Genomic DNA, 24,886 nt, shown 5'->3' on the forward strand with positions numbered 1-24,886 from the left:
CGGTTTCCTCCTTAAAAATTCATTTCTTATATTGAAAAAAGCAGTTTTTCATAGGATGGATAGGCAAGAAACTCGTCGGGGATTATGGTCTCCGCCTCATCGACATAGGAACGGAGTTCATTCATCTTGGCAAGTACGGTGTAGCGGCAGTATTTTACCTTTTCCATGCTGTCTTCCGAGCCGTCCACACCGGAAATGGAAGCTTTTAACTCATCCGACTTTTCAGAAATGACGGTATAGAGAGCGGAAAGTCCGTCCAAACGTTTCTCCATTGCGGAGACGGAAACCGACGGCAGGGCCTTTTTCATTTTCACTTCGGTTTCGGCCAGTTCTTTTATGTAGGCGAGCAGGGAGGGGAGGAAGGTTTTGTTCATCATGGAGTGCATGGTTTTGGCTTCAATCATAATTGTCTTTATATAGTTCTCCTGCATAATTTCATAGCGGGAGAAGATTTCTTCCCGGGTGAAGACATGGTGCTTTGTGAAAAGTTCGATGTTCTTTTCCGCTATAAAGCAGGGAAAAGCTTCTGCACAGGTTGGAAGATGGAAGAGTCCTCTCTTTTCCGCCTCCTTCACCCAGGCCTCCGAGTAGCCGTTTCCATTGAAAACAATACGTTTATGTCTGCGGATCACCTCTTTCAACAGAGTGTGGATTTCATCGGGCAGCTTTTCCGCGGGTACCTTCTCCAGGTGATCCGCAAATTCTCCAAGAACCTCGGCGACGGCAGTATTGAGAACCACATTTGGGCCTGATACCGGGAGAGAGGAGCCGGGCATACGGAATTCGAATTTGTTGCCGGTAAAGGCAAAGGGTGAAGTCCTGTTGCGGTCCGTCGTGTCTTTGACGAAATGAGGAAGGACTCCCGCACCCGCATTCATTGAAATCTCTTCCCGCGCCTCGGGTTCTGCGTCATTCTCAACGATGTCGAGAACGGCGGCAAGGTCGTCGCCAATAAACATGGAGACAATGGCGGGCGGCGCCTCATTGCCTCCCAGACGGTGATCATTGCCCGCCGTTGCGACCGAGACGCGAAGCAGATCGCCGTATACGTCCACCGCCTTCACGGTGGCGGCCAGAAAGAGCATGAAACGGAGATTTTTGGCAGGATCTTTATCGGGATCCAGAAGATTGAGCCCTGTGTTGGTGGAGAGTGACCAGTTGTTATGTTTTCCGCTTCCATTGATGCCTTCAAACGGTTTTTCATGGAGAAGGCAGACAAGGCCGTGCTTTTCAGCCGTGCGCTTCATCACTTCCATGGTAAGCTGGTTATTGTCCGCAGCCAGATTGTTGGTCGTGTACACAACAGCCAGTTCGTGCTGTGACGGAGCCACCTCATTATGTCTTGTCTTGGACGGAATTCCGAATTTCCAGAGTTCTTCATCCAGCTCCTTCATAAAGGCGAGAACGCGGGGGCGAAGTGCGCCGAAATAGTGATCATCCATTTCCTGACCCTTTGGCGCGGGTGCGCCAAACAGGGTTCTGCCGCAGAACTTCAGGTCGCTGCGCTTATTATACAGTTCTTTATCTACGAGAAAATATTCCTGTTCAGGACCGACTGTGGAGTAGACACGGGTGACGTCCTCATCGCCGAAGAGCTTCAGCACGCGGAGCGCTTCTTTGTTGACGGCTTCCATGGAACGCAGCAGAGGTGTTTTTTTATCGAGAGCTTCTCCGCTGTATGAGCAGAACGCTGTGGGAATGCAGAGTGTCCCGTCTTTTATAAAGGCCGGAGAGGTGGGATCCCAGGCCGTATAACCCCGGGCCTCAAAAGTGGCGCGCAGGCCGCCGGAAGGAAAACTGGAGGCATCCGGTTCCCCCTTGATCAGTTCCCTGCCTGAAAAGTCCATAATCACATCGTCATTGCCGAGTGGGCTTATAAAGCTGTCGTGTTTTTCGGCGGTAATACCGGTCATCGGCTGGAACCAGTGGGTAAAGTGGGTGGCGCCGTTTTCCACGGCCCATTCCTTCATCGCTACGGCAACGGCATTGGCAACATCAAGCTCCAGATGACGGCCGGTTTCAATTGTGTTTCGAAGGGCCCTGTAAACATCTCTCGGCAGTTTGTTTTTCATAATTTTGTCGTTAAACACAAGGCTTCCATAGAGCTCGGGGATGTTCTTTTTCATAATCATGTCTCCTTTCAGATATTGCACAGCGCGCACCTTAAGCGCAGATTTTCAAAAAGAAAAAGGCACCTCGGTTGTACCGAAGCGCCTTTGCTTTTCTTTATTCTGTAGTATACACAAAAAAATGCGAATGTCAATATTTTCCTGAAATATTTTTTCGATTGTAAAAAAACGCGAACGCCGCCGGGACTGAAGACTCAACAAAATCCTTACTCCACCGTAACAGATTTAGCCAGATTCCTCGGCTTATCTACATCTAATCCCCTTCCCAGGGAAACATAGTATGCGAAGAGCTGAAGCGGAATAATAGCAAGGGAGCCGGAGAAAAAGCGGTTAATCTTCGGGATATAAACCGTAAAATCAGACACCTTTTCGATTTCTTTATTATCCTCGTTGGTCAGCGCCATCACAAAAGCGCCTCTGGTCTTGACCTCGACAACGTTGCTGATGGTCTTTGGATAGAGAGCTTCCTGGGTTGCGAGAGCTACGACGAGCGTGCCTTCCTCAATCAGTGAGATGGTTCCGTGCTTGAGCTCACCGGCTGCATAGGCCTCCGAGTGGATATAGGAAATCTCTTTCAGTTTCAGGGAACCCTCCATTGAGATGGCATAGTCCACACCGCGGCCGATGAAGAAAATGTGCTCTGCGGCCAGGTAGCGGTTGGCAAAACGCTGAATCTGCTGGCGGTCTTTTAAGATTTCATCCATCATCTCAGGAAGCTTCTGCAGATCCTCAATCATCCGGCTGTAGTCACTGTCCGCCAGCGTAGCGCGGACCTTGCCGAATTTCAGGGCAAGCAGGTAGAAGGAGACGAGCTGTGCGCTGTATGCCTTTGTCGTTGCCACGGAGATTTCCGGCCCGGCCCAGGTATACATGACATTGTCGGCCTCACGGGCAATGGAGCTGCCTACCACATTGACAATTCCCAGAACCCTCTGGCCGTTTGCCTTCGATTCCCTGAGGGCGGCGAGAGAGTCGGCCGTCTCACCGGACTGGCTCACAATAATGACAAGCGTGTTGCGGTCGAAAATCGGATCGCGGTAACGGTACTCAGATGCCAGATCCACCTCAACCGGCACCCTGGAAATTCCTTCGAATACGTATTTGGCCATGACGCCGGTATGGTAAGCGGAACCGCAGGCCACGATCATGATTTTATTAATGCTGCGGATATCTTCATCCGTCATTCCGAGTTCTTCGATCACCACTTCACCGTCCTGGATACGCGGACTGATGGTGTCGCGGACAGCTTTTGGCTGCTCATAGATTTCTTTCAGGAAGAAATGCTCATAACCGCCCTTTTCCGCAGCGTTTACATCCCAGTCAATGCGGGTGCATGTTTTCTGAAGCGGCTCCTCGTCCACGTTGTAAAATTTGATTCCCTCGCGGGAGAGAACGGCAATCTCCTCGTTCTCCATATAGAAAACTTCCCTTGTATACTGAAGAATAGCGGGTACGTCGGAGGCGATAAAATTACCGCTTTCGCTGTGTCCTACGATCAGAGGGCTGTCTTTTCTGGCGGAGAAAACCTGGCCCGGGAAATCCTTAAAGAGGATGCCGAGGGCATACGAACCTTCCACCTTCTGCATTACCTTTGTAAGCGCTTCCAGCGGGTTATGGTTGCGGTTGTAGTAGTAATCCAGCAGATGTGCCAGAACCTCGGTGTCCGTCTCGGAGATAAATTCATATCCCTTGCCGATGAGGCGCTGTTTTAATTTGCTGTAATTTTCAATAATACCGTTGTGTACGACAATGATCGAGCGATCTTTATTGAAGTGGGGATGGGCATTGGTATCGGAAGGACTTCCATGGGTAGCCCAGCGTGTATGTCCGATTCCGACTGTTCCGGAGAGGGTGCTTCCTTCTTTTGTCAGATCCTTAAGACGCTTAAGACGTCCCGTGACCTTTTCCATCTTGATATCTGTCCCGTCATAAACTGCAATTCCGGCCGAGTCATAACCCCGGTATTCCAGCTTGCTGAGTCCGCTCAACAGGATAGGAGCCGCCTGTTCGTCTCCGATGTAGCCAACAATTCCACACATATGTTTTCCTCCGTTTTTTGGTTTCTGTCTAATAATACAGTAGTCAGTCTAGTACAGAAAGTGCTTATTTATACAGGTAAATTATATTCATAGATGACAGGATGTCAACGCATTTAAAAAAAACTTAATAAAAAAAGACAGTGAAAATTCTGGAAATGCAGAGTCGCGTCCTCATTTTTCACCCTCAAATTGCCCCTCAATTTTGAAAATATCAAAAAGAATTTTCAAAAAACCCTTTACATTCCCGAAAAAATAGTTTATAGTGAGGACCATAAAAAAGGCAGTGAAGGAGACTCTGTTTTAAAGAATCCGACAGAAAGACGTGGTCACCGGCTGAGAGCCGCGTCAGGAGGGCATAAGACAATAGGGAACACTCCGGAGCCGGACGTACGAACGGTCAGTAGGACGTCACGTGAATGCGCGTTAAGCATACAAGAGAGTGAGAAGATGAGGCGCTGCTTTACTTTTCAAATGCGGGTGGTACCGCGGGAATATCCCGTCCCGGAATGTCGAAAGATGTTCCGGGATTTTTTTGATCCATGGGAAATTACAGGCGGAATTCTTAGTCTCCCCGGAACATCGGTGCACAAAAAAAGAAAGCGAGGGAAAAAGATGGATTTTTTAACAGGAATGAAAGAAAAAGACGTTCTGGAGCTTAAGAGTCTTTTAACTGATGGGAAGACGGGACAGGAGGTGAAAGTAAACGGCGCGGTTATGAATATCAGGAATATGGGAGACATTGCCTTTATCATACTGAGAAAACGGGACGGCGTTCTGCAGACGGTATTTGAGAAGGGAGTCACGGAGGCCGATTTTTCCCGGATAAGGGAAGAAACCTTTGTGGAAGTGACCGGGATTGTGAAAGCGGAGGAGAGGGCGCCCCACGGGATTGAGCTGCGGTTAAAGAGCGTGAAAATTCTCTCTAAACCGGCGGAACCGATGCCGATTGCGGTTTCCAAATGGAAGATGGGAGCTTCTCTGGAGGCAAGGCTGGATATGAGGCCTCTCACACTCCGGAATATCAGGGAACGGGCCAGGTTCAAGATAGAAGAGGGGATTGCCAGGGCGTTCAGGGAATTTCTAAAGGATCAGGGATTTACGGAAATACATTCCCCGAAGATTGGAGCCAGAGGAGCCGAGGGAGGAGCCAACGTCTTTAAACTTGACTACTTTCACCGTCCGGCCGTGCTGGCACAGAGCCCCCAGTTTTATAAACAGATGATGGTCGGTGTATTTGACCGCGTCATGGAAATAGGTCCCGTGTTCCGGGCGGAAAAACATAATACAAAACGCCATCTTAACGAATATACGGGACTCGATTTTGAAATGGGGTATATCGACGACGTTACGGACATCATGGCAATGGAGACAGGTTTTCTGCAGCATATGGTGGAATTATTAAGAGCGGAATACAGCCGGGAGCTGGAAATCCTGAGAGTCAAGCTGCCGAAGACGGACAAAATCCCGTGCGTAACGTTTACAGGGGCCAAGGAACTGGCGGCTGAAAAATATGGAGTGCAAATCAGGAACCCATATGATTTGGAACCGGAGGAGGAACACCTGATCGGCCGTTATTTTAAAGAAGAATACAATGCCGACTTTGTTTTTGTCACACAGTACCCCTCTAAAAAACGCCCGTTCTACGCGATGGATGATCCCGAAGATATAAGATTTACAAAGAGCTTCGATTTATTATTCCGGGGGCTGGAGGTGACGACGGGAGGCCAGCGTATCCACGACTACGAAGAACTGATGGCAAAAATAGAGAGGAGAGGCATGGATGTGGAAGGAATGGACGGTTATCTGGACACCTTCAAATACGGTATGCCTCCCCACGGCGGGCTCGGAATCGGCCTGGAACGGATGACGATGCAGCTTCTGGGTGAGGAAAATGTGAGGGAGGTCTCACTTTTCCCGAGAGATATGAGCCGTCTTGTCCCATAGATAAAAGCAGAATTATATTGCAGACAGAGAGAAAGAAGGGAAACCATGGCAGTAAAAATCGATGATGAAATGATAGAGTATGTAGGAATCCTGGCGCAGCTTGAACTCTCCGGCGAGGAGAAGAAAAAAGCCGGGGAAGACATGGGACGGATGCTTGAATATATTGATATGTTAAATGGGCTGGATACCTCTGATACGGTTCCGATGTCGCATCTGTTTGATATCCGGAATGTATTCCGGGAGGATGAGGTAACAAACACGGATATGTCGCAGGAGATGATCGCCAATGCGCCTTCACGGAAAGAAAAACAGTATAAGGTACCGAGAACAGTGGAATAGCGAAGCCGGGGAGACGCTGCTTCGGGCGCAGACCAGGAGGTAATGATGGAACTTATGAAATTGACGGCTCTTGAGCTGGGAAGAAAGATAAAAGAGAAAGAAATATCGGTGGAGGAGGCGGTTAGCGCTTCCTTTGCCAGGATTCATGAATGTGAGAATACGATTCACGCCTTTGTATCCCTGAATGAGGAGAAAGCAATTGAGGATGCAAAGGCCGCACAGTCCCGAATAGACAGCGGAGAACTCACGGGACCGCTGGCCGGCGTTCCCGTTGCGGTGAAAGACAATATCTGCACCGGGGGGATGAAAACCACCTGCGGTTCCAGGATGCTCTACAATTTTGTGCCCCCGTATTCGGCAGAAGCGGTCCGGAACCTGGAACGGGCCGGAGCCGTGATACTTGGAAAAACGAATATGGATGAATTCGCCATGGGAAGCACAACGGAGACTTCATGGTTCGGTCCGACGCTGAATCCGTGGAATGAAGACCTTGTGCCGGGCGGATCGTCAGGCGGTTCCTGTGCGGCGGTTGCCGCGGGCGAGACATTTTATGCGCTGGGTTCCGATACGGGCGGTTCCATCAGGCAGCCGAGTTCCTTCTGCGGAGTGACCGGAATGAAGCCGACCTACGGGACCGTTTCACGTTATGGCCTGATAGCCTACGGATCGTCCCTGGATCAGATAGGTCCGGTTGCGAAGGATACCGCCGACTGTGCGGCAATTCTGGAAGTTCTGGCCTCCCACGACACAAAGGACAGTACCTCCGTCCCGAGGAAAGACTGCAATTTCCTGCAGGCGCTGACCGGAGAAGTGAGGGGAATGAGGATAGGAATTCCTTCGGACTATCTGGGTGAGGGGCTGGATGAAAGCGTGAAGAAGGCGGTTCTCGCCGGTGCACAGGTGTTAAAAGCCCAGGGCGCCGAGGTGGAATTTTTCAGCCTCGGCATGGTGGAGTACGCCATACCGGCTTACTATGTCATTGCATCGGCCGAAGCCAGTTCCAATCTTTCCCGGTTTGACGGGGTAAAATACGGATACAGAACAAAGGAGTACGGAGATCTTCATGAAATGTATAAGAAGAGCCGTTCCGAGGGCTTTGGTCCCGAGGTGAAGCGCCGCATTATGCTCGGCTCTTTTGTCTTAAGTTCCGGTTACTATGATGCCTATTATCTGAAAGCGCTTCGGACAAAGGCGTTAATTAAACAGGCATTTGACAGGGCATTTGAAAAATATGACATCATACTCGGACCGGCAGCGCCCTCCACGGCGCCGGCCGTCGGGGAGAGTCTGAGCGATCCGCTGAAAATGTACCTGGGAGACATTTACACCGTTTCAGTCAATCTGGCCGGTCTTCCGGCTGTCAGCGTTCCCTGCGGGTTCGATGAAAAGGGCCTTCCCATAGGCCTTCAGATGATTGCCGGCTGCTTTGAGGAGAAAAAGCTCTTTCGTGCCTCGTACGCTTATGAGCAGGCAAGGGGCCGGTGGGAGCTTCCGTTTTATGGCAGAAAATCGGACAGGGGGGAAAATAGATGAAAAAACAGTATGAAACCGTCATTGGACTGGAAGTCCACGTAGAGCTTGCCACTAAGACGAAAATTTTCTGCGGCTGTTCCACCGCATTTGGCGCGGCGCCGGGTACCCATACCTGTCCGGTCTGCACCGGAATGCCGGGTTCCCTGCCGGTTCTAAATAAGAAGGTGGTGGAACTGGCATTGTCCGTGGGTCTTGCCGCAGACTGTGAAATTAACCGATTCTGTAAATTTGACCGGAAGAATTATTTTTATCCCGATAATCCGCAGAACTACCAGATTTCACAGCTCTATCTGCCAATCTGCCACGACGGCGGCCTCACGATCGAAACGCCTTCGGGAGAAAAGCGCATCAGGATACACGAAATTCACATGGAAGAGGATGCAGGAAAGCTGATTCATGACGAATGGGAGGACTGTTCGCTGGTGGATTATAACAGAAGCGGGGTACCGCTGATTGAGATTGTCTCCGAGCCGGATATGAGAAGCGCCGGGGAGGTTATTGCATACCTGGAGCGCCTGCGTCTTTTAATCCAGTATCTGGGCGCCTCCGACTGCAAGCTCCAGGAGGGGTCCATGAGAGCCGATGTCAATCTGTCGGTACGTGAAGCGGGAAGTGAGGCGTTCGGCACGAGAACGGAAATGAAGAACTTAAACTCCTTTAAAGCGATTGCCCGCGCCATCGAGGGAGAGAAAAACCGTCAGATTGAACTTCTGGAGGAGGGGAAGAGCATATCCCAGGAGACGCGGAGATGGGATGACAACAAGGAGTATTCCTATGCAATGCGTTCCAAGGAGGATGCAAAAGACTACCGGTATTTTCCGGATCCGGATCTGCCTCCCGTCATGATAAGCGAAGAATGGCTTGAGGAGATCAGAAACTCACTTCCGGAGGTGCAGCCTGAAAAGATGAAACGCTATCAGGAAGATTACGGTTTATCGGAATATGACAGCCGGATCATTACGGAATCCAGGAAGATGGCGGAAATATTCGAGAAGACGGCGTCACTCTGCGGCCTGCCGAAGAAAGCGGCCAACTGGCTAATCGGCGAAACCAGCCGCCTGATGAAGGAAAATGCAGTTGAGGCCGATAAGCTGTCCTTTTCTCCCGGGCATCTTTCAAAGCTCATTCAGTTAACGGAGGCGGGGAGCATTAACACCACAATCGCAAAAGAGGTTTTTGAGAAAATTTTTATGGAGGACATGGAACCTGAAGCGTATATAAAAGAGAATGGCCTTATGATGGTAAATGATGACGGAGCCCTGGAACGGACGGTGGAAGAAGTCCTTGCATCAAACCCTCAGACAGTGGAGGAGTACCGAAGCGGAAAAACCAAGGTGATCGGCTTCCTGGTAGGTCAGGTCATGAAACAGATGCATGGAAAAGCGAATCCCGGTAAGGTGAATGAAATTTTAGGCAAAAAATTAGAACGGTAAAAACAGCAGATCCGCCCGCTTTTCTACGGGGCATCCACCGTCAGTAAAAAGTCCCCTGACCCGGGAGTACGCCAGATTCTTACCACCCGGGCCGGGGGATTTCATGGCCGGCATTGTCCACCGGACAGAGTATACAGGCGGCCGCCGGACGCACACATGTTTCTACAGGATACCGCATAAAATTTTTTTCAGATGCTTGACAAAAGATGGAAAAAAGTGTAATATAAAAACAGGAATAATTCCTAGAATTATAAAAGAACGTAGGAGGAATAAAAGAATGGAATTAAAAGGAAGCAGAACAGAACAGAACCTGATGACAGCATTTGCAGGAGAATCACAGGCAAGAAATAAATACACATATTTCGCAAGCGCAGCGAAAAAAGAAGGTTTTGAGCAGATTGCAGCAATCTTTGAGAACACTGCAAACAATGAAAAAGAGCATGCAAAAATGTGGTTCAAAGAGTTAAAGGGAATCGGAACAACAGCAGAGAACCTGAAAGCCGCTGCCGAGGGTGAGAACTACGAGTGGACCGATATGTATGCAGAATTTGCAAAGGTAGCTGAGGAAGAGGGCTTTAAAGAGCTGGCAGCTAAATTTGCGGCAGTTGCAGCTATTGAGAAGACACATGAAGAGAGATACTTAAAGCTCTTAAATAACGTAGAGATGCAGGCTGTATTTGAGAAAACGGAAGAGACAATGTGGGAGTGCAGAAACTGCGGCCACCTTGTAATCGGAAAGAAAGCTCCGAGCGTATGTCCTGTATGTGCACATCCACAGAGCTACTTTGAAGTTAGAAAAGAAAACTACTAATTTATGGCCGGCCAAAGGGAGTAAAATCAGGGAGAGAGATTTGATACATAGTGCTGAAAAGCGGACCTTGAAGACCCTTTGACGGAGTGAATTTAAGAAACAGGACGGTTCCCGGTAAATGACGGAGCCGTCCTGTTTTTCTGTCAGGAACTGAGGGAAGCCAACTGCTAAAAATAAGCCAATTGCTAAAAACAAGCCAACTGCAAAAGCGTGCTAACCGCAAAAAGTATTACTGCTCCTGAGAAGCAGGATGCTCTCTGCGCCATTTTTTAATCACCTCCAGACGCTCACGGACGGGGGCCTCCGCACCGGCAGTTCCGGGCTGATAATAGACTCGTCCCTTAAGCGATTCGGGGAGGCAGTCCATAGCCGCAATTTTATCTTCCGTATCATGGGCATAGACATAGCCCTCCCCATAATGCAGCTCCGCCATCAGGCCGGTGGGAGCGTTCCTGATCTGCAGGGGGACCGGTTCCGCCATCATGTTCTGGGCGTCTTCCTTAGCCGTCTCATAAGCCCGGTAGATAGAATTCGATTTGGGAGCCATCGCCATGTAAACGACGGCCTGTGTCAAGTTCAACGTGCATTCCGGCATTCCGATAAAGTGGGATGCCTGATAGGCGGCAACCACGAGCGGCAGGGCATTTGGATCCGCAATTCCGATATCTTCACTGGCAAAACGGATCAGCCTTCTTGCCACATAGAGAGGATCCTCCCCCGCCTCCAGCATCCTGGCGAGCCAGTAGACGGCGGCGTCGGGATCGCTGTTGCGCATGGATTTATGCAGGGCGGAGATCAGGTTATAGTGTTCCTCACCCTTTTTATCATAGAGCAGGGATTTCTTATTCATGCACTGTTCCAGGGCCTGGCCGGAGACGGTAATGGTGCCGGAGCGGTCAAGCTCTCCGTTGAGGACGACCATTTCCAGGGTGTTCAGCGCGGTGCGCGCGTCCCCGTTGGCAAAATTGGCAATAAGGGACAACTGGTCCTCACTGATCACGACATGCTGGTTTCCAAATCCTTTGGGAGACTTCATCACATTTGTAAGCAGTTCCAGCAAATCTTCCGATGTCAGGGCCTTCAGTACAAATACTTTGCATCTGGAAAGAAGAGCGGAGTTGATCTCAAAGGAGGGATTTTCCGTCGTGGCGCCGATCAGGATGATACTTCCCTTTTCCACATAGGGGAGGAATGCATCCTGCTGAGCCTTATTAAAACGGTGGATCTCGTCCACAAAGAGAATTGTCCTGATTCCCATGATGCGGTTTTTCTCGGCCTGTTCCATCACGGTTTTAATCTCTTTAATGCCGCTTGTAACGGCGGAAAAATCAATAAAAGACGACTGGGTCTTCCCCGCTATAATCCGGGCCAGGGTAGTCTTGCCGACACCGGGAGGCCCCCAGAAGATCATGGAAGTAACCTGATCCTTCTCGATTAAATTGCGTAGTACTTTACCGCGGCCAATCAGATGTTTCTGCCCCACGAACCCTTCCAGCGTATCGGGACGGATGCGGCTGGCAAGAGGGGATGTGGTTTCGCGGTTGTCAAAGAGTGAAAGCTGTTCCAGCATGGGAGAACCTCCTTCTCAAAAAGAATGATAATAAGGTGTATTTTAAGTTTATGGATGCTCTTGTTTTACCTGAGTATCATCATACCACATATTTGAAAGAAAAGGAACATACATTCGATGAGAAGATGGCTGTTACTGTTACTGTTCACTCCGTGCCCAGTAACACGCTGCGCGATGCACAGAAACGGCAAAAAACGCCGTTTCGCGCCGCAACCCTCGGGTTTTCTGTGACTTTCGCTACGCTCCACTCACAAAAAACACCTCGCGGAATACTACCTGTGAACAGTAACCTGTTACTGTCCACCTCCAGTATAAGATATTTTGCTTTTTTTCACGGAATATGGTAATGTAGGATATACGGTAATTGTTTGGAATCTGCATTCTGAGAGGCGCATTTCATGAAGCGGCTGCTATGGAATCTCTGAACAGTCGAGTTATATGAAAAAGGAAAGGATGAAATGCATGGCGAAACAGGAATACGAAATCTATGCTGAAACTCCTGATAAAAAGAAAAAGAAAGAGTACTGGGAGACGGCAATTGGTTTGCAGCAGGTGGATGCACTTGAACCGTCCGAATATTTAATTGACCTGGCGCAGCAAAATATTGACGGAAAACTAACTTATCAACAGGTTGAAGAACTGCTGTATACACATTATGAGGATGAGAGCGGGGCGGAAAAAGAACAGCGGCTGAAAGAAGGGGATCTGGTTGCGAGCCGGATTACACAAATTCTGGACAGCCCCGGCTATCCGTTACAATTAGCTTCTCTTAAAGCAATCCATCGTTATCTATTTAAAGACCTGTATGAGCATGCAGGTGAATTCCGGAGATATAACATATATAAAAAAGAGCCGGTTTTAAATGGAGAAAGTGTCAAATATACGAATTACGGTGCTTTGGTGGACACATTAGAGTATGATATACGTCAGGAAAAAGAGACAACTTATGCCGGTTTGAAGCAGGAACAGATTGTCAACCGTATTGCACGGTTTACTTCTGCTCTATGGCAGGCACATCCGTTTATGGAAGGAAATACAAGGACAACGGCAGTATTTATGGAATGTTATCTGAACAGCATTGGTTTCCGGGTTGATAATACCCCGTTTAAAAGACATTCCCTGTATTTCAGGAATGCGTTGGTGCGCGCAAACTATGCTGATTACAGTAAAGGAATTATTGCAGACAGCCGTTATCTGGAGCTTTTTTTCTGTAATTTGCTGACGGATAAAAAAACACCGCTGCGAAACAGGGATTTACTTCTTATAGAATTATTTGAGGGAAAGGATACAGGCGCGGGCAGGGATAAGTGAATCCGGCGTCATGAAACTGCGAATCATAACATGAAAAACCAGTCTCATGGTCTTTTCGAAAAAAAGGGTTGACAAACCGGGAAAAATGCAATAATATAGTCGCAAGTTGATAAATTGATTACCAGCAAAGACGTAGAAGAGAAGAGTAGTAAGCGGATGCTTTTACAGAGAGTTCCCGGACGCTGAGAGGGAGCAGAGATAGGCTTATGAAGATGGTCTCAGAGTTGCCTGATCGAATATTTTAGATCATGACGGGATGCGCCCGTTACAGCGATAGAGTATAAGCCGGGACACAGGCCATGGAGATGATGGATGTGCGGCCGTACTTGAAAAGGTCTGTATGTGCGAGCATCAGACGAAGTTAGGTGGTACCACGAAGCTACAGCTTTCGTCCTAATACAGGGCGGGAGCTTTTTTTGTTGCATATGAAAGTTTTTTGAACTCGCTATGCGGCCGCGCTCGGCGCAGAAAGTGAAAGGAGCAGTCAGAATGATTAAGTTGGAACAGGTGAGCAAGACATTTGATACCATCCATGCTGTAAAAAACGTGAATCTGGAGATACAGGACGGTGAGATTTTTGGTATTATAGGTTTTTCGGGGGCAGGCAAGTCTACGTTAGTCAGATGTATTAATCTGCTGGAGCGGCCGACGACGGGGCGCGTGCTGATTGACGATGTGGACTTAATGAGCCTGGACGAGAAGAGACTGAGGGAAGTCAGGAAAAAGATCGGCATGATTTTCCAGCACTTTAACCTGATGCGTTCCAGGACGGTTTACCAGAATATCGAGTTTCCTCTTAAGAAAACGAAGATGACAAAGGCGGAGAGGGAAGAAAAGATAGCGTCTCTTCTGGAACTGGTGGGGCTGACCGATAAGAGGGATGCCTATCCGTCACAGCTCTCGGGCGGACAGAAACAGAGGGTTGCCATCGCAAGGTCCCTGGCCAACGACCCGAACGTGCTTCTCTGCGATGAGGCCACCAGCGCCCTGGATCCCCAGACGACACAGTCCATCCTTAAGCTTCTCAAAAAAGTAAATGAGGAGATGGGGATTACCATTGTCCTGATTACCCACGAGATGGCGGTTGTGAAGGATATCTGCGACAGGGTTGCCATTATGGAAGAAGGAGCCGTGGTTGAGTCGGGAAATACGGTGGATGTATTCTGCCATCCGCAGGTCAGAATCACCAGGGACTTTATCGACACGGCAAGTAATATCAGAAAAATCTACGATTTGATTGAAGACAAGAATGAACTGACGGAAATCGGCGCCGGGGACAGGATGCTTCTGTTCACCTACTCGGGCGCCAACGCAGGAGAACCGCTCATTTCCTATCTGGCAAAGGCCTTCGACATCAGGGCCAACATTATTTTCGGAAATATCGATTTCCTGAAGGGTAAACCCCTCGGCAAGCTGGTGGTAACACTGAGCGGGGAGCCGGATAAAATGGCGGCTGCAATGGAATACATAAACTCACTTGGAGTGGAAGTGGAGGTAATTAAAGAATGAGTATATTATACACTTTAGCGCCGAACCTGGAACGTCTGGGCGGAGAGCTTGTAAAATGTATCGGACAGACATTTAAGATGCTCCTGATTTCAGGCACCATCGCATTTTTCTTCGGACTGTTCTTCGGAGTCCTCCTGATTGTTACAAAGAGAGGCGGAATCCTGCAGAACGTGGTAATTTATAATTTTCTCGATAAAGCGGTTGATATTATCCGTTCGATTCCTTTCATTATACTTATGGTACTGCTGATTCCGGTCAGCCGGGCCATCGTCGGAACGGGTTCCGGCGTTACCGGTTCCTATGTGGCGTTGATTGCGGGTACGGTTCCCTTCTTTGCGAGACAGATTGAATCGGTTCTTGCGGACCTGGACGGCGGACTGATTGAAGCCAGCGAGGCGATGGGATTTTCACCGGTAGAGATTATCTTTGGCGTTTATTTAAAGGAGAGTATCCCCGGCATCACCCGCGTGACGATGATTACCTTTGTCAGCCTGATCGGCATTACGGCCATGGCCGGTGCGATCGGAGCCGGAGGACTGGGAGACTTCGCCATCCGTTACGGATATCAGATGGGCTACCGCGATATGATTTGGGCTACGGTAATTATTATCCTTTTAATTATCAGTGCGATTCAGTTTATCGGCAACGTGATTATCAGGAAAACGACGCATTAAGTAATAGCGAAAGCGGCTGTTCAGGGGACAGTACTGCGCGAAGCGGCACCTGGAAAAGAACTGGATAGTTACTATATAAATGTATTTAAAAGAGAAGAAAAAGGAGAGAAAAATTATGAAAAAGACATTCAAAACATCATGGAAAAAAGCAGCAGCAGTAACCCTGGCGGCCGTGACGGCGCTCACACTTTTCGGATGCGGATCGGGAAGCGGCAGTACACCGGCCACAACGGCAGCAGCCGGGGAGACGGCAGGCGAAGCGGCAAAGGAAACAGCAAAGGAAACGGCGGAAGTGACCACGGTAAAAGTCGGCGTAGTCGGCGAATACAATGCACAGTGGGATACAATCAACGAACTTCTGAAGGATGACGGCATTCAGGTAGAACTGATGAAGTTTACCGATTATGCAGCTCCAAACCGCGCATTAAATGACGGGGAGATCGATCTGAACGCATTCCAGCATAAGGCATTCCTTGCAAATGATGTGGCTCAGAAGGGATACGACATCGTAGATATCGGAGATACCATTATTGCTCCGCTTTCCATCTATAATAATAAGAAAAAAATCTCTTCCATCGATGAGATTAAAGACGGCGATGTGATTGCCATCCCAAGCGATCTGACAAACGGAGGCCGTGCCCTCAAACTGCTGGAAGAGGCAGGTTTCATCGTATGTGATCCGGAAAAAGGATTTGTACCGACAAAAGCCGATATTACAGAGTACAAGGTAAAGATCGATATCAAAGAGGCTGAGTCCGCAACCCTGGCAAACATCCTTCCTGACTGCGCTGCGGCTGTCATCAACGGCGGAAACGCATTTACGGCAGGCCTTAACCCGATCGAAGACACAATTTACACCGAGAATGTAGATAAGACAACCAACGAGGCGGTTCCCCAGTTAATCAACGTAATCGTTGCCCGTACCGCCGACAAGGACAATGAAGTTTACAAGAAAATTGTAGACGCTTACCATACGGCAGAAGTTAAGAAGACGATTGAAGATGCATACCAGGGCGCTTTCATCTGCGCATGGGATGATGCGGAATAAGTAATAAGGAAAAGGTGCGCCAAGCCGGCACGGATGGAGGGTAAAATGGCATTAAAACAGTATGTAACAGACGAAAAAGATTACCTTGTCAGCCTGAGAAGATATTTTCATGCTCACCCTGAAGTAAGTCTGAAGGAATATAATACATGCAGGAAAATAGAGGAGGAGCTGGATAAAATCGGCCTTCCCCACGAGAGAATCGGTGAAACGGGCGTTTATGCCTGGATCGACGGAGAAAAAGGCGAAGGGAAAACCATTGCTCTCCGGGCCGACATGGACGCACTGGCCATGGACGATTTAAAAACGGCAGAGTATCACTCACAGAATGAGGGATTCTGCCATGCCTGCGGCCACGACGGCCATACGGCCACACTTCTGACCGCGGCGAAGATTCTAAATGCCAAAAAGGGAGAGTTCGGCGGCCATATCCGTCTTTTCTTCCAGCAGGCGGAGGAGATTGGACAGGGAGCCAGACAGTTTGTCGGAGCCGGACTTCTTAACGGTGTGGACCGGGTGTTTGGAACGCATGTGACGAGCGCCCTGGAGACGGGAAAGATTTCACTGACAAAGGGACCGCAGAATGCGAGCTGCGATTACTTTAAAATTACCATAACCGGCAGAGGCGCCCATGTTTCGAAACCGCACCTAGGAATCGACGCCGCCTACATCGCATCCCAGATCGTTGTGGGACTTCAGAGCATCGTAGCCAGAAACACGGATCCGCTTGAAACCGTAGTAGTCGGCGTCGGCGTAATCCGGGCGGGAACCCAGTACAATATCGTGGCGGAGCATGCCGAGATAGAGGGAACCACCAGAAGCTTCAGCCCCGAAGTCAGGAAATTCACGAATGACAAGGTGGTGCAGATTGCCAGACAGACGGCAGAGCTGTATGGAGCGGAGGCGGAAGTGGAAATCCGTGATTACGCGGCTCCCCTTGTAAACGACGCCCAGGTGGTGGAGGAAGTAACCGCCGTCACAGAAAAGATCCTTCCGGCGGACGGAATCATCAGCAACTATGAAAAGGCGCTGGGGGCCGACGATTTTGCCGATTATCTGGCGGTTGCGAAGGGAATGTACGCCTTTGTGGGAACCCATAACCCGAAGGAGCCGAATACGGGAGTGGCACATCATCACGGACTTTTTGATCTCGATGAAAACGGACTGCTGATCGCATGTAATGTGTATGTGGATTATGCGCTCTGGGTGCTCCAGGAGATGTAGCGGACAGAAAAGAAATCGATGTCCAGGTAAATAAATAACACGGCGGGGCCGTCAGGTACAGTGTGGAAAGAGAACGACACTGTACCTGGCGGCCTTTTTTGAACCGCAGCGGAGGAACACTGGATAAGCGGCTTCTTTTACGGCCGGTAGCCAAAAAAGAATTCCAATGTTACAATAGAAACAGCGGACAAGGGGGGATAATACGATGGCAGAAGACATTCTGTATGGCTTATTTGAAGACTATATAAAAGGCACGCCGGTATATGTACCGGTCCTGCTGGGAGTGGTTCTGATTGCGCTTGGAAGGTGGATTCTTAAAAAGGAGCATCACTTACCCCGTTATATGGTGCTCGTCACGGTATTGGAATTTATTTTAGCGGAAGCCGCAGGCGTGGTTTGCGCGGTTTTACCGGGCGGTAGCGTCAAAAAGGGAATTATCTTTGGGCTTTGCCTTTCAGCCATGATTTTGCTGCTCTTTTATGGTGTGGCGAATTACCTGTGGATTGAGATGCAGTTGTACCTGGTCAGGCATTTTACCGATACACTGCGTATAAACTGTGACAACATTAAGGCATGGAAAATTGTGGCTGCGTTGAGTGAGAGGAAGATGACGGTAAGGCAGAATGCAAGGTGTAAAAAACATAAGGTGTTTCTGCTGATTACACTGGGAAATTTAAGCGCGGCGGAGCCTCTGATTGAATCCATGAAAGAGGACGGAGCAAGGTATCATTTTTTAATGAATCTGCTCCGGCTTCGGCAGGGGAAGACAGAACAGGCGTCTGTCCATGCCAGAAGGGCGGAGGAGGCGTGTACGGCCGATACGGATCCGCTAATTCATGTGCAGATCCTTCATAACAGGGCCGTAAGCCTGATTGGACAGGGACATTACCGCGATGCAGACAAGGCCTTTAAGAGTACGCTGCAGTTTGTAAAAGAACGGAAAATCAGGGATAAAAGGCTGCTGCTGACAATTTACCAGAACTATGCTTTTAACCGGATTCGGATCGAGGGACGTGATGCGGACTGGAAGGTTATTATAGACGAACTGCAGGCGCATCTGGACATGGATCATACGATTGAATACCTGGCGCTGTCAAACGTCAGGTTAGAGCTGATGCGGGAAGCAGAGGAGCCGGCCGGGCATTTAAATCAAATGGTCAACTGCGGCTTTGACAGAATCCTGCGGGACAAAAAGCTGCCGGAAAGAAATAAGCTTGTCCTGGCTGCCAGTACGGCGCGGATCGTCTGGGCTTCGGGGCTGGATCCCCGCCCCTGTATCGACTATCTGTCAGCCGCGAAAGAGAAACTTCTGGAGCTTCCGATGCCCGTCAGATATGAGAGCATGAAGCAGATTAACATTCTGTTTGAAGGACTTTGCGGCTGCCGATCAAAAGAGGAGGCTGCACTCAGGGAATATGTGTTCTGGTATAGAAAGAATCAGGCGATCCCGGATTTGGAAGAGTATCTGGGCTCTTCTAAGCTGCCGCAGGTTTCTGTCGATTCCCGGATTTATCTTCTGACGGAACTGGCAGGACTGCAAAAAGAACATCCGCAGCAGTATGAGCTGAAGCATTTTATGGACCTGATGCGGGATGCCGCAGCTTTGTGCGATGAAAATTCCCTTTTGCCGGAAGGGCTTCACTGCAGGCTCAGCATCATGGATGAGCTTTGCGGTGAGCAGAACCTGGACCGGAATTTTAAGGCGGCCCACGCGGACATCATGCGGGAACAGCTTAGCTGGGTGGAGCCGCGGCTGGATGAACTGATGGAAAATCCTCAGATTGCGGAGCTTTATCTCATGCTGGGTTTTTACTGCTTTCATCTGGACGATTACGACAGATGCGTCCTGTATTATGAACGGGTCAGGAAATGTATGGACAGCATCTCACTGGAACACTTTGCACCATGGCTGCACCGGTATTACATGGTGGTGTGTTTCATAGCCCGAAGCCGGTATTTTTGCAGGGCGGTCGAGAGGATTCAAAGCAGTAAGGAGATACAAACATATGAAGCCCCGCTTCGTCTGTGGTTTGAGCGGGCGTTTATGGAAGACGGGCTGATGATGTCGGCATTGCTCGGCCGGTTTATGGGGGCCGGGAAGACAATTCCGATAAAAGTGAAGACATGGGAGGAACCGGCAGCAGGAATGGAACATTCAGGAACCGTGCTGCGCCGCCATTTCTGGCTGGTTGTTCATCCGGTCGGTCTGGAAATGGATTTCACTTATCAGCAGTTTGCACTGGAAGAAAATCCCTCCCACTGTTATTTTGCACTGGAACGCCATCCAATGCAGACTATGGAGTCGAATGTGATAAAACGGAGCGCCGCACAGACGGGCCGTCCGCCGTCCGAGGTTCTTTTGCTGGCGTTTGCACCGGACAGTCTGCCGGAACAGGAAAAACCATTTTTTGATTCGGTTTACAATGTGATTGTATCCCATGTGGAGGAGCCGTGCCCCAAAATACAGGAACTGGAACGGCTGTTTTCCCGTGTCATTCTTCCACGGCCGATTCCGTATTCGGAGAATGGATATGGACAGGAGGCATTTTAGACGGTAATTCCGGCTTTCCCGGGACGGTGCGCCGAAAAAGGGGGATTTTCCCGTTATCCACTTATTGTTAATACTTTCCAAGTCTGTTTTTAAAGAAACCAATTGCACTTCCAAACAAAATAAAGTATAATGACTACGAGCAAATATTATATATGGCAAACCCGTCGAAAGGCGGCGGCGCAAAGCTAAAGGGTCTAAGTAGAAGTATATGACAGCCAGTTGCAATCATTTTGAATGCGTGTCGAGCAGATACCCCTGTTTTTGGTGTCTGCTTTTTCAGTGTTGCGTTCATTGACCGCGGTAATCGGTGCCTACGGCATCCGGGTTACCGTTGATTGTCGATGAAAAATCTGCAAAACGCGCTTTTTCGTTGTTAGACTGCTGATATACCTTCACGAGGATGTTTGGGACAGGTGCAAGCTCCGGGGTGATATTATTGTTCGCATATGGCAGCGGAAGGGGAGAAGTATAGAACAAGTATGGAAACCATTGAGAGAATCGAAGAATTAAAGCTTGAAATTGAGAAACAGGAAAAGTTCATAGAGAGCGAAAATGAAAAGACTGAGAAAGTAAAAACGTGCTGTGACAGGGTTGCCAGATTACTCTGTACATGGAGCACAAGGATTGCAGCGGAAATTACGCAGCAGAATTTTGAACAGATGATAGAGCTCCAGCCGGATGAGATCGAGGAACAGAAAATCGAAGAGCTGGAGAAAGAGGTTCTGGAACTTTTACAGAAACAGTCGGAAAAGATGGAAACACTGGTCTTTAACAAAGAAATATGGCCGCATATTGACTGCAGAATGCGTGTGAATCTGGATGAGAGACTTCGCGACGCTCAGTTTGAGCTGAAAGGAATTGAGAACAAGATGCTGGACGGCACCAGGGCACAGCTCCGCAAACGGGCCCTGCAGATGGAGGAGGCCAAGAACCTCTGCAACCGCATGGAACAGGCGGTGCTGTCTGTGGAGTCATGGGAAAAGCTGTTTCTGATGTTTATGGAGGACATGGAGATAAGACGCCAGTCGGGAATGGACGACACATTTTATCTGATGGAACGCGAGGATATCCGCAGAAAACTTCAGACCTGCTTTGAGTTTTCGGATGTAATCTGCCAGTCATTGGGAGAAATGCTGTGTTCATCTATCAGGGATTCGGTGAGCTGCCTGGGGAACTGCCTGATCGGGCACGGATTCCATTTTTCCAGGGATCTCTGGAACAGAACAAAGACAACGGCCGTCTACACGGGCGAGATCCATTTATCGGATGAAATAACCGAAGAGATATCCAGATATGCGGCGGGAATTATGTTCATAGAAAAACATCTGCACAACATAGAGATGGCGGATGAAAAAATCAAAAAATTCCGGGCGGAGCTGGGACGTCTGACCGACCAGGTAAAGGGAACGGGGAAACTGGTAGTTTGAGGGAAAAGGCGCCTGAGTGACGGCGGAAACATTTGTATAAAAAAAGAAGAGGACTGACAGTGATGGTTATCATGTCGTGCCTCTTCTTTTTTATACTCCGGACCTTAGAGCGTGTCTTAAAAATCATTCCCGCCATCTGCACGCCCCACAAAGTGAAACGCATAGCTGGCAGAAAGCATTTTTCAGACACGCTCTAGAACAGACGGTCAAATTCTTCTTTTGTCAGTGAAGCTCCTTTTACCCCCACAACGGCCGAGGCGGCGGTGTTGGCAATGCATACTGCATCCTTAAGGCTTTTCCCCATGCTCAGGGAGGCCATGACCGCGCCGATATGGGAATCTCCGGCTCCTATGGTATCAACGACCTGAGAGGGAACCCCATCCACATAATAGGCAGCTCCTGAGCGTTCCCTGCAATAAGTCCCCTTTTCTCCCAGCGTGATGATAACGGTGTTGGAGGTGAGAGAGAAAAGCTTTTCTGCCGCGTCTTCTATAGAGAGGCACCCGCTCAGGCTTTTGGCTTCGGGCTCATTGATATGGAGTACGGGATGGAGCGCATAAAGACGTGCCGTTTTCTCGGAACCGATCCGGATTCCCCTTGGCCCCGGGGCATAGAAGAGCTCCCTCTCGGGATGGCTTTCCAGATATTCGATCAGTTCCATTCCGGTCGGCTCCTCAATCTCCAGGCCGCAGACGTAAACCATGTCATAGGCGGTATGGCTGAATGGTTCCATCCATTCCCCACGAAAGGTGTACTCCGCACCGTGATACGACATAAAGGTCCTCTCGCCGCCCGCTTCCACCAGGCAGTAGCAGCAGCCGTTTTCCCGGTCGGGGACATGGACGGCAACGGGAAAGCCGTTCTTTTCCAGTTCCCTGGCCACATAGTCTCCGTAAAAGCCGGTGCCGACGGGTGAAATCAGGGTCAGAGGCGCATTAAAGAGTTTGATCATCGACGCCACATTATAAGCGCAGCCGCCCAAGGCCAGGGACTGGCTGCTGGGGTGGATATCTTCCTCTGTCTTTGGAAGGTGATCGATGTTTATAATAATGTCGACACAGGTTGAACCGATAACCATAATGTTCTTCGGTCGAATATCTGTGTGACGGACGGTGCTGCCGGTTGGAATATCTTTGCTGTTAATGGATGCTTCGTCGTGAGCCAATTGAAAAACCTCCGTTCTTATATTGTTTCTATTTTAACAGTATAGCATAATAATTCAGGAAAACCGACAATTTTTTTACCATTTCCACTAAAATGTGATAGACTTATAAAAGAAAAACAGAGGCGGAATACGGCGGCGGAGGAGACAAAACCGCGGGGATCTTTGTATTAAGAAAAAACGCTTTATATAATCTGGAGGCATAAAATGGATAAGACACTGCAATGCGAAGCACAATATAAAAGGAACGGAAACGAGGACGGTAATATCGGAAACTGCGGAGCCGGAGAGGATCCGTACGCCAGGATTACAGAAATTGGGGATAACATACAGGAAAAACTGATAAGGATCCGGCGGGATCTCCACAAACATCCCGAAACCGCATGGCTTGAGATGAGGACATCGGCGGTAATCGCCGAAAAGCTGACACGGCTGGGCTATGAGGTCCTGACCGGGAAAGACGTGTGCAGGGAAGGGAGCAGGCTGGCTGTTCCGGACCGGGAGACGCTGGAGGAGCATTACAGAAGGGTAAAGGCCGAAGCGACCATCGAAAGAAAGAGAAACGAGGATGAGGGGCTGGAGATACCCGGATATCCGGAATACCTTACAAGCGAGATGGAGAAGGGATACACCGGAGTGGTCGGCATCCTGCGGTGCGGTGACGGGCCTGTCGTGGCGCTCCGGTTCGATATTGATGCGCTTCCGATGGAGGAGGATGCCTCGGAGGCACACCGGCCGCACAGGGAAGGTTTTGCCTCCGTCAACCGCAAAATGATGCACGCCTGCGGCCATGACTGCCATGCAGCCATCGGGCTTGGCACCGCGGAAATCCTGGCCTCGATGCGTGAACAGCTTCATGGAACCGTAAAACTTCTGTTTCAGCCGGGAGAAGAAGGAGTGAGGGGAGCAAACGCCATGGTGGCGGCAGGCCATCTGGACGGGGTGGATTATTTTGCCGGAACCCATGTGGCTCCCGATCATACCGGGGATGACGGAGATGTGACGCCCGGAACCTACGGTTCCCTTGCCACATGCAAGTACGATGTCTATTTTAGGGGAGAGCCGGCCCATGCCGGAGGATTTCCTGAGAAGGGGAAGAATGCCGTTCTGGCCGCGGCCCACGCAGTGGTCGCCCTCTCCGGGATTGCACGCCACAGCGGAGGAATAACGAGGGTCAATGTCGGTACGATTCAGGGCGGCACAAGCAGCAATGTGGTGGCGGACGAAGCCATGATTTCCATGGAAATCCGCGGTGAGACGACGGAGATTAACAGTTACATGGATCAGAGAGCCGGGGAAATCTGCCGGGCGGCGGCAATGATGGAGGGCTGTACCTGTGAGATGATACTGATGGGCCATGCCCCTTCCCAGGTGAGCGATATTCCGTTCGTTGAGAGGATTGCCGGCGTGGTGAGGGAGCATCTGCCTCAGTATACCGTCAGCAGCACCACGAATGCCAAGAACTGGGGAAGTGAAGATATCGGCTTTATGATGAACCGTGTCCAGGAACAGGGAGGGCAGGCCGTTTACATGAGGACGACCACGGCGATGGCATCACCGCAGCATACGGCTCTGTTTGATGTGGACGAGTCGGTCCTGAAAAAGGGGGCGGTGGTCTTTGCGTCCATTGTCTACGATTTGATGGGAGAAAATTAACCGGGTATCTTTTGCAAAATAAAAGCCCGACAGAATAATCGGTAAAATAATAAGAAGAAAGGAAATAACAGATATGCTGGAAACAGGAACAAAAGCACCGGAATTTAAACTTTTAAACCAGGAGGGAAAGGAAGTTTCCCTGGCCGATTATAAGGGAAAGAAGGTAATACTCTATTTTTACAGTAAAGATAACACGGCCGGCTGTACAAAGCAGGCATGCTCCTTTGCCGAACTCTATCCTGATTTCAGGGAGAAGAATGCCGAGGTGATCGGGATCAGCAAAGACACGGTGGAATCACACCGGAAGTTTGCAGAAAAGTACGGACTGCCGTTTACAATTCTTGCCGATCCGGATCGGATTGCCATTGAGGCTTATGATGTGTGGAAGGAAAAGAATATGTACGGCAAAAAGGTGATGGGCGTGGTCAGAACCACGTATCTGATTGATGAGAACGGAATGATTGAAAAAGCATTTACAAAGGTGAAAGCGGCGGATAACGCGAATCAGATGGCCCAGGAGGTTTAATGC

19 protein-coding genes, 1 riboswitch and 1 other annotated feature are annotated in these 24,886 nt (G+C 49.5%); of the genes, 14 read left to right on the plus strand and 5 right to left on the minus strand.

Translation table 11 applies throughout. The features are described 5' to 3' along the window. Positions 1 to 26: 26 nt before the first annotated feature. Both QZT18_RS08620 and glmS read right to left on the minus strand, forming a co-directional pair. Positions 27 to 2,126 (minus strand): glutamine synthetase III, encoded by a 2,100-nt coding sequence (locus QZT18_RS08620; RefSeq protein ID WP_294146665.1) that lies wholly within the window; start codon positions 2,124 to 2,126, stop codon positions 27 to 29. 209 nt (positions 2,127 to 2,335) lie between these two features. Beyond that, complete coding sequence (gene glmS / locus QZT18_RS08625; protein WP_294146666.1) at positions 2,336 to 4,168, minus strand: glutamine--fructose-6-phosphate transaminase (isomerizing); 1,833 nt, start codon at positions 4,166 to 4,168, stop codon at positions 2,336 to 2,338. Between the two features lie 612 nt (positions 4,169 to 4,780). Here glmS and aspS point away from each other — a divergent pair. From aspS to rbr, 5 genes are all read left to right on the plus strand, one after another. Further along, a complete protein-coding gene (gene aspS / locus QZT18_RS08630) occupies positions 4,781 to 6,112 on the plus strand; it encodes an aspartate--tRNA(Asn) ligase (protein ID WP_294146668.1) in 1,332 nt (443 codons plus the stop codon). Positions 6,113 to 6,157: 45 nt separating this feature from the next. Continuing rightward, on the plus strand, positions 6,158 to 6,451 hold the full coding sequence (gene gatC, locus QZT18_RS08635) for an Asp-tRNA(Asn)/Glu-tRNA(Gln) amidotransferase subunit GatC (RefSeq protein ID WP_294146670.1): 294 nt from the start codon (positions 6,158 to 6,160) through the stop codon (positions 6,449 to 6,451). A 45-nt stretch (positions 6,452 to 6,496) separates the two neighbouring features. Continuing rightward, complete coding sequence (gene gatA / locus QZT18_RS08640; RefSeq protein ID WP_294146743.1) at positions 6,497 to 7,984, plus strand: Asp-tRNA(Asn)/Glu-tRNA(Gln) amidotransferase subunit GatA; 1,488 nt, start codon at positions 6,497 to 6,499, stop codon at positions 7,982 to 7,984. Further along, complete coding sequence (gene gatB, locus QZT18_RS08645; protein WP_294146672.1) at positions 7,981 to 9,417, plus strand: Asp-tRNA(Asn)/Glu-tRNA(Gln) amidotransferase subunit GatB; 1,437 nt, start codon at positions 7,981 to 7,983, stop codon at positions 9,415 to 9,417. Before gatA ends, gatB begins: the two co-directional genes overlap by 4 nt. Before the next feature lie 277 nt (positions 9,418 to 9,694). Then, a complete protein-coding gene (gene rbr, locus QZT18_RS08650; protein WP_125140235.1) occupies positions 9,695 to 10,228 on the plus strand; it encodes a rubrerythrin in 534 nt (177 codons plus the stop codon). Positions 10,229 to 10,457: 229 nt separating this feature from the next. On the opposite strand, the gene QZT18_RS08655 is transcribed toward rbr, so the two are convergent. Continuing rightward, a complete protein-coding gene (locus QZT18_RS08655) occupies positions 10,458 to 11,798 on the minus strand; it encodes a replication-associated recombination protein A (RefSeq protein WP_366925829.1) in 1,341 nt (446 codons plus the stop codon). A 462-nt stretch (positions 11,799 to 12,260) separates the two neighbouring features. Here QZT18_RS08655 and QZT18_RS08660 point away from each other — a divergent pair, with 462 nt between their 5' ends. The 7 genes from QZT18_RS08660 (at position 12,261) to QZT18_RS08690 (ending at position 21,539) form a co-directional block, all read left to right on the plus strand. Continuing rightward, on the plus strand, positions 12,261 to 13,109 hold the full coding sequence (locus tag QZT18_RS08660; RefSeq protein WP_294146674.1) for a Fic family protein: 849 nt from the start codon (positions 12,261 to 12,263) through the stop codon (positions 13,107 to 13,109). Positions 13,110 to 13,233: 124 nt separating this feature from the next. Then, positions 13,234 to 13,508: a binding site (T-box leader), on the plus strand. Between the two features lie 90 nt (positions 13,509 to 13,598). Then, positions 13,599 to 14,618, plus strand: a complete 1,020-nt coding sequence (locus tag QZT18_RS08665) for a methionine ABC transporter ATP-binding protein (RefSeq protein WP_294146676.1) — start codon at positions 13,599 to 13,601, stop codon at positions 14,616 to 14,618. Continuing rightward, complete coding sequence (locus tag QZT18_RS08670) at positions 14,615 to 15,292, plus strand: methionine ABC transporter permease (protein ID WP_125140238.1); 678 nt, start codon at positions 14,615 to 14,617, stop codon at positions 15,290 to 15,292. Before QZT18_RS08665 ends, QZT18_RS08670 begins: the two co-directional genes overlap by 4 nt. Positions 15,293 to 15,407: 115 nt before the next feature. Continuing rightward, complete coding sequence (locus tag QZT18_RS08675) at positions 15,408 to 16,340, plus strand: MetQ/NlpA family ABC transporter substrate-binding protein (RefSeq protein ID WP_294146679.1); 933 nt, start codon at positions 15,408 to 15,410, stop codon at positions 16,338 to 16,340. Positions 16,341 to 16,385: 45 nt separating this feature from the next. Next, positions 16,386 to 17,561, plus strand: coding sequence for an amidohydrolase (locus tag QZT18_RS08680; RefSeq protein WP_294146681.1), 1,176 nt, complete (start codon positions 16,386 to 16,388; stop codon positions 17,559 to 17,561). Positions 17,562 to 17,766: 205 nt separating this feature from the next. Continuing rightward, the gene (locus tag QZT18_RS08685) at positions 17,767 to 20,112 is read left to right on the plus strand and encodes a hypothetical protein (protein ID WP_294146683.1); all 2,346 of its coding nucleotides are present in this window, start codon (positions 17,767 to 17,769) and stop codon (positions 20,110 to 20,112) included. 144 nt (positions 20,113 to 20,256) lie between these two features. Next, positions 20,257 to 20,339, plus strand: a riboswitch (cyclic di-GMP riboswitch). Positions 20,340 to 20,591: 252 nt separating this feature from the next. Continuing rightward, the gene (locus QZT18_RS08690) at positions 20,592 to 21,539 is read left to right on the plus strand and encodes a hypothetical protein (RefSeq protein ID WP_294146686.1); all 948 of its coding nucleotides are present in this window, start codon (positions 20,592 to 20,594) and stop codon (positions 21,537 to 21,539) included. Here the strand turns inward: QZT18_RS08690 and QZT18_RS23515 are convergent. Together QZT18_RS23515 and QZT18_RS08695 are read right to left on the minus strand one after the other, a co-directional pair. After that, a complete protein-coding gene (locus QZT18_RS23515) occupies positions 21,469 to 21,702 on the minus strand; it encodes a DUF6783 domain-containing protein (RefSeq protein ID WP_366925832.1) in 234 nt (77 codons plus the stop codon). The two genes, QZT18_RS08690 and QZT18_RS23515, sit on opposite strands and share 71 nt — an antisense overlap. A 30-nt stretch (positions 21,703 to 21,732) precedes the next feature. Continuing rightward, positions 21,733 to 22,704: a PfkB family carbohydrate kinase gene (locus tag QZT18_RS08695; RefSeq protein WP_366925830.1), complete on the minus strand. Its 972-nt coding sequence runs from the start codon at positions 22,702 to 22,704 to the stop codon at positions 21,733 to 21,735. A gap of 204 nt (positions 22,705 to 22,908) precedes the next feature. On the opposite strand from QZT18_RS08695, the gene QZT18_RS08700 reads away from it, so the two are divergent. Both QZT18_RS08700 and bcp read left to right on the plus strand, forming a co-directional pair. After that, entirely contained in the window at positions 22,909 to 24,357 is a 1,449-nt protein-coding gene (locus QZT18_RS08700; protein ID WP_294146688.1) for an amidohydrolase, read from the plus strand. A 73-nt stretch (positions 24,358 to 24,430) separates the two neighbouring features. Continuing rightward, positions 24,431 to 24,883 (plus strand): thioredoxin-dependent thiol peroxidase, encoded by a 453-nt coding sequence (gene bcp, locus QZT18_RS08705; RefSeq protein WP_294146691.1) that lies wholly within the window; start codon positions 24,431 to 24,433, stop codon positions 24,881 to 24,883. Positions 24,884 to 24,886 lie beyond the last annotated feature (3 nt).

Source organism: uncultured Clostridium sp. (genome assembly GCF_900547735.1).
Classification (GTDB): domain Bacteria; phylum Bacillota; class Clostridia; order Lachnospirales; family Lachnospiraceae; genus Otoolea.